The 10,311-nt window shown below is 66.5% G+C and carries 10 protein-coding genes; 8 read left to right on the forward strand and 2 right to left on the reverse strand.

What is annotated here, in order from left to right; all coding sequences use genetic code 11:
• Positions 1-56: 56 nt before the first annotated feature.
• Positions 57-764 (reverse strand): metal-dependent hydrolase, encoded by a 708-nt coding sequence (locus tag TX76_RS05080; protein WP_049899848.1) that lies wholly within the window; start codon positions 762-764, stop codon positions 57-59.
• A 109-nt stretch (positions 765-873) separates the two neighbouring features.
• Between TX76_RS05080 and TX76_RS05085 the strand changes: the two genes are divergently transcribed.
• The 8 genes from TX76_RS05085 (at position 874) to TX76_RS05110 (ending at position 8,607) form a co-directional block, all read left to right on the forward strand.
• Positions 874-1,641, forward strand: a complete 768-nt coding sequence (locus TX76_RS05085) for a fumarylacetoacetate hydrolase family protein (protein ID WP_049899852.1) — start codon at positions 874-876, stop codon at positions 1,639-1,641.
• An 88-nt stretch (positions 1,642-1,729) separates the two neighbouring features.
• Positions 1,730-2,299, forward strand: coding sequence for a gluconate 2-dehydrogenase subunit 3 family protein (locus TX76_RS05090; protein WP_049899854.1), 570 nt, complete (start codon positions 1,730-1,732; stop codon positions 2,297-2,299).
• Positions 2,296-3,882, forward strand: coding sequence for a GMC family oxidoreductase (locus TX76_RS05095; RefSeq protein ID WP_049899858.1), 1,587 nt, complete (start codon positions 2,296-2,298; stop codon positions 3,880-3,882). The genes TX76_RS05090 and TX76_RS05095 overlap by 4 nt, the downstream gene beginning before the upstream one ends.
• Before the next feature lie 115 nt (positions 3,883-3,997).
• Positions 3,998-6,475 (forward strand): amino acid permease, encoded by a 2,478-nt coding sequence (locus tag TX76_RS05100; protein ID WP_049899860.1) that lies wholly within the window; start codon positions 3,998-4,000, stop codon positions 6,473-6,475.
• On the forward strand, positions 6,463-6,645 hold the full coding sequence (locus tag TX76_RS18265) for a hypothetical protein (protein ID WP_228842305.1): 183 nt from the start codon (positions 6,463-6,465) through the stop codon (positions 6,643-6,645). The genes TX76_RS05100 and TX76_RS18265 overlap by 13 nt, the downstream gene beginning before the upstream one ends.
• Positions 6,642-6,917 carry a hypothetical protein gene (locus TX76_RS18270; RefSeq protein ID WP_228842306.1) on the forward strand — a complete coding sequence of 92 codons (276 nt, stop codon included), beginning with the start codon at positions 6,642-6,644 and terminating at the stop codon, positions 6,915-6,917. The genes TX76_RS18265 and TX76_RS18270 overlap by 4 nt, the downstream gene beginning before the upstream one ends.
• Positions 6,914-7,063 carry a hypothetical protein gene (locus tag TX76_RS18275; protein ID WP_228842307.1) on the forward strand — a complete coding sequence of 50 codons (150 nt, stop codon included), beginning with the start codon at positions 6,914-6,916 and terminating at the stop codon, positions 7,061-7,063. The genes TX76_RS18270 and TX76_RS18275 overlap by 4 nt, the downstream gene beginning before the upstream one ends.
• Before the next feature lie 245 nt (positions 7,064-7,308).
• Complete coding sequence (locus TX76_RS05110; RefSeq protein WP_049899863.1) at positions 7,309-8,607, forward strand: HflX GTPase family protein; 1,299 nt, start codon at positions 7,309-7,311, stop codon at positions 8,605-8,607.
• 496 nt (positions 8,608-9,103) lie between these two features.
• On the opposite strand, the gene TX76_RS05115 is transcribed toward TX76_RS05110, so the two are convergent.
• Positions 9,104-10,162 carry a Kelch repeat-containing protein gene (locus tag TX76_RS05115; protein WP_154019011.1) on the reverse strand — a complete coding sequence of 353 codons (1,059 nt, stop codon included), beginning with the start codon at positions 10,160-10,162 and terminating at the stop codon, positions 9,104-9,106.
• Positions 10,163-10,311: the final 149 nt, after the last annotated feature.

The raw sequence follows: 10,311 nt of genomic DNA on the forward strand, positions 1-10,311 counted from the left end.
CGGTTGGAGTGGTCCGCCGGCACGACCGATACCGACGGCTCGGTTCGGTCCCGATATCAGAGTTCGAACGTCCCGTCGTCGTCGAGCACGTGAACCTCACTACCGATCCCACGGTCGTCGACCGCATCGACGAATGCCTGGGGATCGGCTTCGAGCGGCGGCATGGTGTCGTAGTGCATCGGGAAGACGTGATCGGCGTCGAGCCACTCCGCCGCGATCGAGGCCTGCCACGTGCCCATCGTGAAGTGATCGCCGATCGGGAGCGCGACCGCGTCGGGCTGGAGGTACGGCGCGATGACGTCTTTCATCTCCGACATCAGCCCGGTGTCGCCGGCGTGGTAGAAGGCGGTGCCGGTGCCGTCGGGGCCTGGCTGCTCGTCGCTCACGACGAACCCCGAGGGGTTGCCGAGCTCGTACTCGTAGCCGAGATCGACGCCGCTGGTGTGATCCGCGCGGTGCATCGTGACGTGGGCGTCGTCACATTCGAGCGTGCCGCCGATGTTCATGCCGATGGTGTCATCCGCGCCCATCTCGCTCTCGACGTACGCCGCGACCTCGACCGGCGCGACGATCGTCGCGTCGGTGAACTCGCCCGCGTGGGCGACGTGATCCGAGTGGGCGTGGGTCAGGAGCACGTAGTCCGGCGTCTCGATGTCAGCCGGCTCCATCGAGGTGTGTGGGTTGTCGAAAAAGGGGTCGATCAGCAGGCTGGTGTCGCCGACGGTGACGTACCACGTCGAGTGACCGTGCCAGGTGAGTTCCATTGCGTCCCGTCGTACTCGCGTCGCGTACTTAGTTCTGTAGGCGGCCGTGCGAAAGACGGGCAATCGCGCGTTCGTGTACGTTTATCCGACGTGGTGACGACACTTGAGCATGCACCGCGTACGATTCCGCGATCCGGATGGCGAACTCCGCACCGGCGAATGGCTTGCAGACGAAGCGACGATCAGCGCGAACGCCGGGTCGACCGGTCGCGTCGCGTTCTCCGAGGACACGTTCGCGCCCGAGGAGGTCGACGTGCTCGCGCCAGCGGAGCCCACGAAGATCGTCTGCGTCGGACTCAACTACGAGGATCACGCTGCGGAGCAAGGGAAAGAGCTCCCCGATCGCCCGCTGCTCTTCCTGAAGGGGCCGAACACCGTGGCGAGCCACGAGCAGACCGTGGAGTTGCTCGCCGGGAAGGAGCGCATCGAGTACGAGGCCGAACTCGGCGTCGTGATCGGCCGGAAGTGTCGGCACGTCGACCAGGGAGACGCGATGGACGTCGTCGCCGGATTCACCTGCGTGAACGACCTCTCGAATCGCGACGACCAGCGGATCGAGCAGAACTGGGTGCGCGGGAAAGCGTTCGACGGGGCTGCACCGATGGGGCCCGTCCTCGCGACGCCCGACGAGGTTCCCGACGACGCCACGATCGAACTCCGGTGCAACGGCGAGACGAAACAGCGCTCCTCGCGAGAGAAATTCATCTTCTCGGTGCCCGAACTGATCGCGGAGATCACGACGTACATGACCCTCGAACCCGGCGACGTGATCTCGACCGGCACGCCCGCTGGCGTCGGCCCGCTCGCCGACGGCGACGAGATCGTAGTCGAGATCGAGGGGATCGGTACGCTCTCGCACTCGGTTACGATTCCGTGAGCCACGCCGACGCTCCCGGGCCAGCCACGAACTCGATCGATCCGGATGCCAACCCCTAAGTTTAGGCTTGCCTAACGCGCGTTCCGTCATGGAACTCACGCGCCGGGACGCGCTCGCGGCGCTCGCCGGCGGTAGCGTCGTCGGCGGCGGTGGAGCGGTGGCGGTCGGACGGAACGAAGGCGAGCCGAGCGGAGCGCGAACGGCGACGGACGACGGATCGCCGACTGCGGCGGACGGGGCGTTCACGGCGGTGCGCGATCCCCTCGTTGCGGCTGCCCGAGTTGTCTATCCGGACGAGATAACCGGGATCGCGACGTTCGTCGAGACCTACGCACTCGGGCGTATCGAGGAGCGATCGGCGTATCGAAACGGCGTCGAGCGGGCGGTCGCCGCCATCGACGATCGTTCGGAATCGTGGTACGGCGGGCGATACGCGAGCCTCGACGCCGAAAGTCGGGATGCGGTGTTGCGCGAGATGGGGGTGGATACTGCCGATCCCGATCCCGAGGGCTCGACCGCCGAGCAGGTGCGGTACTACGTGGTGAACGAGCTGCTGTACGCGCTCTACACCTCGCCCGCCGGTGGGAAACTCGTTGGAATCGAGAACCCACAGGGCCATCCCGGCGGACACGAGAGCTATCAGCACGGACCACGATGAGCGGCGCGGACCGGACGCCCGCCGATTCGGCCGACGTCTGCGTGATCGGAGCGGGTCCGGCGGGTTCGCTCTGCGCGCATCGGCTCGCCGAGCGCGGCCACGACGTCGTGATCTTGGAGGCGGGGCCGCGGTTCTCGTTCGAGGACCGCCCCGAGCGGATGGAGCGTGCGATCCGGCCCGGTGACGACGATCGAAGCGTCTGGGACATGGGCGGCGAGCGCGACGCCTACGTCTCGACCGGCCCGCAGCCATACCCGTTGAACCGTTCACGAGTGAAAGGCGTCGGCGGGACGAGCCTCCACTGGCAGGGGATGGTGATGCGGCTCCACGAGGCCGACTTCGAGCGCCGGAGCCGCGACGGCGTCGCCGCGGACTGGCCGCTTTCGTACGACGATCTCCGACCGTACTACGCGGCCGCCGAGCGCGCGTTCGGCGTGGCAGGGGCCGCCGACAACCCGTTCGCGCCGCCGCGCGAGGAGCCGTATCCCCTCCCGGCCTTTCCACCCTCCTACAGCGACTCGATTTTCGCCGAGGCGTGCGAGGAGCTCGAAATCACCACCCACTCGGTGGGGAACGCGCGCAACTCCGAGCCCTACGACGGCCGGTCGGCCTGCGTCGGCTACGGCACCTGCAAACCCGTCTGCGCCTCGGGCGCGAAGTACGATGCGACGGTCCACATCCGGAAGGCCGAGGCTGCGGGTGCGCGCGTCATCGACCGCGCGCCGGTCCAGCGCCTCGAAACGGGTGGAAAGGGGCGAGTGACGCGCGCGGTGTACGCGACGCCCGATGGTGAGTACAGCCAGGACGCTCGCCGGTTCGTGATCGCCTGCGGCGGCATCGAAACCCCGCGACTCCTCTTGCTTTCGGACTCCCCGGACCATCCCGACGGGCTCGCCAATTCGAGCGGACTCGTGGGCCGATACTTCACCGAACACTGCTTCGCGGGCGTCGGCGGCCGGCTCGACCGCCGGACCCGCCAGAAGCACGTCGGGTTCAACACCACCGAGAGCCACCAGTTCTACGACGAGGAGGGCGTGAACCCCATCAAGCTCGAACTCCTCAACTACGCCGGCCCGTCGCCGGTCGAGCAGGCGCTTTCGGGGGAGGAGTGGGGCGACGCGCTCCTCGACTCGCTTCGGGATTCTTACGGGACGCACGTCGCGGTCGGCGGCCTGGTCGAGCAGCTCCCCCGGAAGGAAAACCGCGTGACGCTCGATCGCACGAGCACCGACGACCACGGCAACCCAGTGCCCGACGTCCGGTGGTCGATCGGCGAGCGAACCAGGGAGAGCATCCGGCGGGCGAACGAGATCCAGCGGGCGATCCTCGACGAGCTCGGAGCCGCGATCGAGTGGACCGTCGGCCCCGACAACACCGGTCCGGCCTTTCATCACATGGGCACCACGCGGATGGGGACGGATCCGGAATCGAGCGTTGTCGACCCCGAACTCCGGACCCACGACGTCGAGAACCTCCATATCGCCTCCAGCAGCGTGTTCGTCACCGGCGGCGCGATGAACCCCACGCTCACCATCGCCGCGCTCGCGCTGAAGGCGGCCGATCACGTCGACCGGGCGCTGTGATCGGCCCGGACGATCGTCGGTCGGGGGGAGAGCGGTGTCGGGCTTCGTGACAGCGAATCCGGGGTTGCGATGGCAGGCCGGAAGGTAAAAGCGGCGCGAGTATAGCTATCCTTCAATGAGTGACGCGGCCGCCGACGAGGGCGACGTCTCGACCGAACTCGATCGCAACATCGGCCTCGTAGGGGCGCTCGCGATCGGGATCGGGACGATGATCGCGGCGGGCATCTTCGTGCTCTCGGGGCTCGCCGTCTCGAACGTCGGCACGGTCGCCATCGTCTCGTTCGTGATCGCCGCGCTGATCGCCGCGCTCACCGCGGCGGCCTACGCCGAGTTCTCCTCGATCTACTTCGAGAGCGGCGGCGGGTACATGTACGTTTCCGAGACGTTCGACGCCGACTGGACGTACATCATGGGCTGGACGATGATCGTCGGCTACCCGGCGAGCGCCGCCTTCTATCTCGCTTCCTTCTCGGACTGGTTCTACCGGTTCATCTACCCCCTCATCGGCATCCCGCAGTCGGTGCCGTTCTGGATACCGGGGATCGCGGTGCTCGGCCTGCTGGTCTACATCAACAGCCAGGGCAGCGAGGAGTCGAGCCAGTTCCAGATCGCCGTCACGGCGGCGAAAATCCTACTGCTGGCGCTGTTCCTCTACGGCGGGCTGCAGGCGTTCAGCGCGGACGTGGTGGTGGACTCCTTTTACGAGAACATCGGAAGCTTCGTCGAGATCGCCTCGACGGGCGCGCTGGTGTTCATCACGTTCATCGGGTTCTCCGCGATCGCCACCAACGCCGACGAGATCAAGGATCCCGGCGACACCATCCCCAAGGCCATCTACATCTCGATGGGCTTCGTGACCTTCCTCTACGCGCTCGTGGTCCTGGTGATCGTGATCGGCATCAACGACCAGCAGTTCCTCTCCTTCCTCTCGGGGAACGTGAACCTCGGGGGGGTCTCCCCGACGCAGTACGTCGCCGACAACGGCGAGGTCTCGATGGCATATGCTGCCCAGTACTACCTCGGGGAGATCGGCTTTTACGTGATCATCGTGGGCGCGCTGTTCTCGATGCTGAGTGCGGCGAACGCAACGGTGTTGGCGGGATCGCGGGTCAAGCTCGCGCTCGCGCGTCGCAACCACCTCCCCGAGCGCTTCGAGGAGCTCCACCCCGAACACGGGACGCCGTACAACTCGGTGTTGCTCACCGGGGGGTTCATCCTCGCGTTCATCGTGATCTTCACCGTTCTCTTCGGCGAGATCCCCGGCGGTGCGGGAGAGAGCTTCGTCCACAGCCTGCTCGGGCTCCCCCTCTTCGGGCTCCATCTCGGGCTCGAAAGCGTCACCGGCGTCGCGAACGTCCTGCTGCTGGCCGGGTTCGCTCTCGTCAACGTCGCCCTCATCGCGTCCCGCCGGCAGTCCCCCGACATCGATCGGGGGTTCACGGTCCCGCTCGTGCCCTACGTACCGGCGCTCGCGGCGATCCTGAACGTCCTCCTGATCGCGAGTCTCGGCCTCCAGACCGTGATCTTCGGGATCATCGCGGAGGCGATCGGGATCGCCTTCTGGTTCGCGTGGAAGGGGCGCGCCCCCTCGACCGAGGAGATCGAACGCGAGACGCCGACGGTGGTCTCCCAGCGGAGCCCGTCGGACCGCGACGAGCGAATTCTCGTCCCGATCGCGAACCCCGAGAACGTCGACCAGCTCCTCCGGACGGCCGCCGACATCGCCGCCGATCGGGGTGCGGAGGTGCTCGCGATGAGCGTGGTCACGATCCCCCAACAGACGCCGCTCTCGCGCGGGACCGAGTACGTCGACGAGGAACGCGAGGTGCTCAGGCGCGCCATGGGCGCGAGAACCGACGGCGGCACGGCTGATGCGGACCTGGAGGTGGACGTCGACGCCGCCACCACCGAGAACGTCCACGGGACGCTCGAAGTCCACGACACCGAGGTGCCGATCAGCGCGACGATCCGCATCAGCCACCGTGTCGACACCGCGATCCTCAACACGATCGAGCAGTACGACACCGACGCCGTGCTGATGGGCTGGGGTTCGCGGGGATCGCGCCGCCGCGAGATCGTCTTCGGCAGCGTGGTCGACACGATCGCGACCGAGGCCGACTGTGACGTCCTCGTCGAGCGGCTCGGCCACGACGCCACCGGTGACCTCGACTCGGTGCTCCTGCCGACCGCCGGCGGTCCCCACGCCGAACTCATCGAGGAGATCGCCCGTGCGGTCTGCGTGGCGACGGGCGCACGGGCCGAGGTGCTGAGCGTCGCCTCGCCGGACGACGACGAGGACGGAACCGATGCACGCGAACGGGTCGACGCGACGGCGGAACGGCTGCGCGAGGCCGGTGTCGAGGTCGACACCACGGTCGCCGACGGCGACGTGGTCGACGCGATCGTCGAGCGCTCGGGCGGCCACGATCTCACCGTGATCGGCTCGACCCGCGAGGGACTGCTCCAGGAACTCGTGTTCGGCGCGATCCCCGAGAAAGTCGCCCGCGAGGCCGACGACACGGTGCTCGTGGCGAAACGGAACGAAGGGGTGTCCTCGCGGGCGCTGCACTCGCTCCGGCGATGGCTCCGGTAGACGACCCCGGGGTGGCCGAGAGCGAGGCAGGCGAGCGCAGCGACGACCTCGACATCGCGTACGCGCGTCACGAGCCGATCGACGTCGTCCGGTTCTGTCTCGAAGCGTCAGTCTGGGGTTCGATCGGTGGGGTGAGCCCCACGTCAGCGGGCCGGGCTTCTACCTCGTGATCGTCTCCGGAACGTCGATCGAGCGGTACGCCGACCCGATGGGGACGAACCGGTGGCCGATCGAAACCTGTCGGAACGTCTTCGGCGACATCGGGACGTTCCACCGGACGGCGGCTGCGACCGCCGCACGGATGGACGGCGCGGTGATCGCGAGTATCGACGGCGTGCTCCAGCCCCAGATGGTCCGGATCAAGGAGCCCGACCGGGAGAGGCGTCCGCGGCGCGGAGCGCGTCCGTCCCCTACGCGGCGTGGATGGGATCGCGACACATGAACGCGCTCGACACCTCCACACGGGACGACGTCGTCGCGGCCATCACGCTGAGCGAGGAGAACGGCCGCGTGACCGTCTTCGCCGACGGCGAGTTCGAGGATTACAGCCGCGAGGAGATCGGCGGCCGGTGGCGCTCGCCGTCCTGAACCGGGTTCGTGATCGTCCCTCGGCGTGCTATCGTTCCGCCGATCGGTCCGGTCGGGGGAAACTTTATATTCGTGGTCCGAAAGTCCTCGGTAGAGGTCGACCGATGACCACCCTACACGTCTTCTGATCGGGCCGCCATCCCGTCGCCGCTCCGACAGCATCGGCCGGCGGCTCCGTCCGTTGAGCGCTCGACACGTATCGAGCCACCAGTGTCGCGAACGAGAGACGTCAGACACCACTACAGATGACAGCTACGAACGCAATCGTCGCACAGCGCGTCGGTTCCGGCAGTCCGGACACCGACGAGATACGAGCGCTCGCGGCGGCCGCCGGCTACACGGTCGTCGACGAGGTGACTCAAGTGCGGGCCGAAGACCCGGGCACGAACCTCGGCCGGGGGAAGGTCGAACAGCTCGCCGCCTGTGTCGTGGAGACCGAGTCGAGGACTGTCGTCGTCGACGGCGAACTCACCCCGTCGCAGCACCACGAACTCCAGAAAGCGCTGCCGGATGGGACCCGGGTCCACGACCGGTATCGCCTGGTTCTCGACGTGTTCGGCGACCAGGCGGGCACGCGGCGCGCACAGCTCCAGGTCGAGCTCGCTCGATTGAAGTACGACCTCCCCCGGATGCGGGAGACGGCCGACGCGGGCTGGTTCGACAAGCGCGCCGAGAAGGGATCGCCGCTGTACGACGCCGCGGACAGGATCGATCGGCTCGAACGCAAACTCGACGAGCTCCCCGACCCTGCCGAGTCGTTCCGGAAGCGCCGCCGTGAGGAGGGGTTCGACCTCGTGACGCTCGCAGGGTACACCAACGCCGGGAAGTCGACGCTGCTCCACCGCCTCGCCGACGAGTCGACACTCGCGGCTGCGGAGTCGGACCACCCCGACCGCGACGCGACGGCGACGATCGAGGACCGGCTGTTCGAGACCCTCGAAACCACCACGCGTCGGGCGACGCTCGACGGACGGCCCACCCTCGTGACCGACACGGTCGGGTTCGTCGCGGACCTGCCCCACTGGCTGGTCGAGTCGTTCAGCGCCACGCTCTCGGAGGCCGCGGCGGCCGATCGCGTGGTGCTCGTCGCGGACGCGAGCGATCCGCCCGACGAACTCCGCGAGAAATTGGGCGTCTCGCTCGACGTGCTCGACGCCCAGGACGTCGCCCGCGAGGCGGTCGTGACCGCGCTCAACAAGGTCGATCGGCTCGACGCCGAGGGGCGAGCGGAGCGACTCGCGGTCGCGGCCGAGATCGCGCCGTCGCCGCTGGCGATCAGCGCCCGGGACGGGACGAACCTCGATCGCCTGGTGGCGCAGGTCGGGGAGGGGCTCCCCACGGAGCACGCCACGATCGAGATGCCGAACCGAAACGACGCGATGAGCGTCGTCTCGTGGCTCTACGACCACGCCGACGTGGCGGACGTGAGCTACGGGGCGGCGGGCGATCGGGTCACGGTTTCGTTCGCGGCGCGGCCGTCGATCGCCGACCAGGCGCGGGCGAAGGGAGACGACGTCAGCAAGTCGGTGTCGGTGGATCGGTGACCAGGAGGATTGAGTGGCCGTGCCCGTGCGTTCTCGGTGACGCCCATCGTTCGGACGGACGAAAGCAGTGGACGACTAATCAGTCTCAGTAGCTCAACACCCCGATCGCTCGATTATCACAGATTTCGGAATTTTGCACATCGGTTCCTGTAGAGTGCCCCGCTCGGATGGCTGGAGTGGAGTTTTCCGAAAAACCTCGCCACCTCACTCAGTAGAAGGCGTATTTCGATCCGAAATTTGGGGATCGCTCGCTCGATTCTGCACATCGAAATCGGGAAGTTCGGTTGTTTGGTGTGTGGAATCAGGATCGGCGAGATCACGACGCGCACCTCCGTGCAGTCGTGCAAAGGATGACCTTCCGTGGAGTCAAAGCGAGCCTCTATCGACGGTACCACGGCATCGCTATTCAGACATATCCCGCGTGAGCTACAGTCGCGAAAACAGTTTAGCGGGCCATCCGAACACCAAAACATCAGATTGAGAGGAAAAGGGTTGTCTACGATTCGAGAGGATCGAACACTGTAGTGTTGCGTATGCAGTCGTGATAACCGTCTTGATCGTATCGCTTGAGGTGGCCACCAGCCACGTAAAGCTGCCCGTCGATCACGCCGTCGACAGCGCCGCCGCGTCGATGCTTCGACTGTGCCAGTTCCGTGTACTCATCCCATGCTGGATCATATCGGTAACACCGCGTGCTGTAATCGTCGACTGAGAACGGGCGGGTGTACGTCCGCTCGTGAGTGAGATAGACACGATTGCCGATGACCGGATCACTCGTGGTCGTGTACGTACCAGCGACCGGTGCAGGCTGACGTGACGACCACGAGCCGATAGCCGTATTGTATCGGCGGTTCGAATCCGTCGGACTGGCGGCCCCCAGTCGCCCTCCGATAGCGTGGACACAGGATCCACCGCTGGCTTCGATCAGCGCAACAGAATGCCAGCGCTTGGCCTCGGGCATTCGCGTGAGATCCGGATTCGCTACGCGTTCGGTTTCCGGATCGAACGTCCAAACGCGGCTTTCGTCGAACGCTCCTGGCCGAGGTCGGACTCCATGAGTCGTCGCGGACTCGCGATCGGTGACGTCCGTGCCGCCACCCAAACAGTAGATCAGTCCATCTGCGGGGTTGTAGACACCCCCCATCGCGAAGTTAGGGTACGGGCACCGGACGCCGGTCTCCGCAGTGAGGTTCGTCCAGCCATCGCTCGACTGATAACGAAAGATCTCGTTGCTCGGCGACACGCCATTGTAAGGACTGCCTGCGGGGGCACCACCGAAACTATAAATCGCAGTATCGGTCGAGACGCCGCACGGAGCCCAGAGTGCTTTCGGTACGTCCTCGGCACGCCGCCACGTTCCGTCGCCATCGTTCGGATCGAGGACGAACGTCCGTTGTACGGTCTCCAATCCAGGTCCCGACGTGAAGCCGCCGAAGTAGTAGAGTTTCTCATCGAGGACGCCGCCACCAGCGTCGCTCTGTTCAGCCGGCAGTTTCGCTATGTCCCTCCAGTTGCCACCAGAGGGCATATCGACGCGTTCTCCGTCGAGAAACACTCTCGCCGGCCCGCTGACTTCGAGGGCGGCAACCTCCCCCGAGATGTAGTAACTATCCGATCCGTTCGCGACTCCGCCACTCGCGCGTCCCGCCTCGGCGTCGATCTCATCGGCACCTCCGAGCCCCGCTCGCGGAGCGACGCCACCGC

The organism is Halococcus agarilyticus, from assembly GCF_000334895.1.
Lineage (GTDB): Archaea > Halobacteriota > Halobacteria > Halobacteriales > Halococcaceae > Halococcus > Halococcus agarilyticus.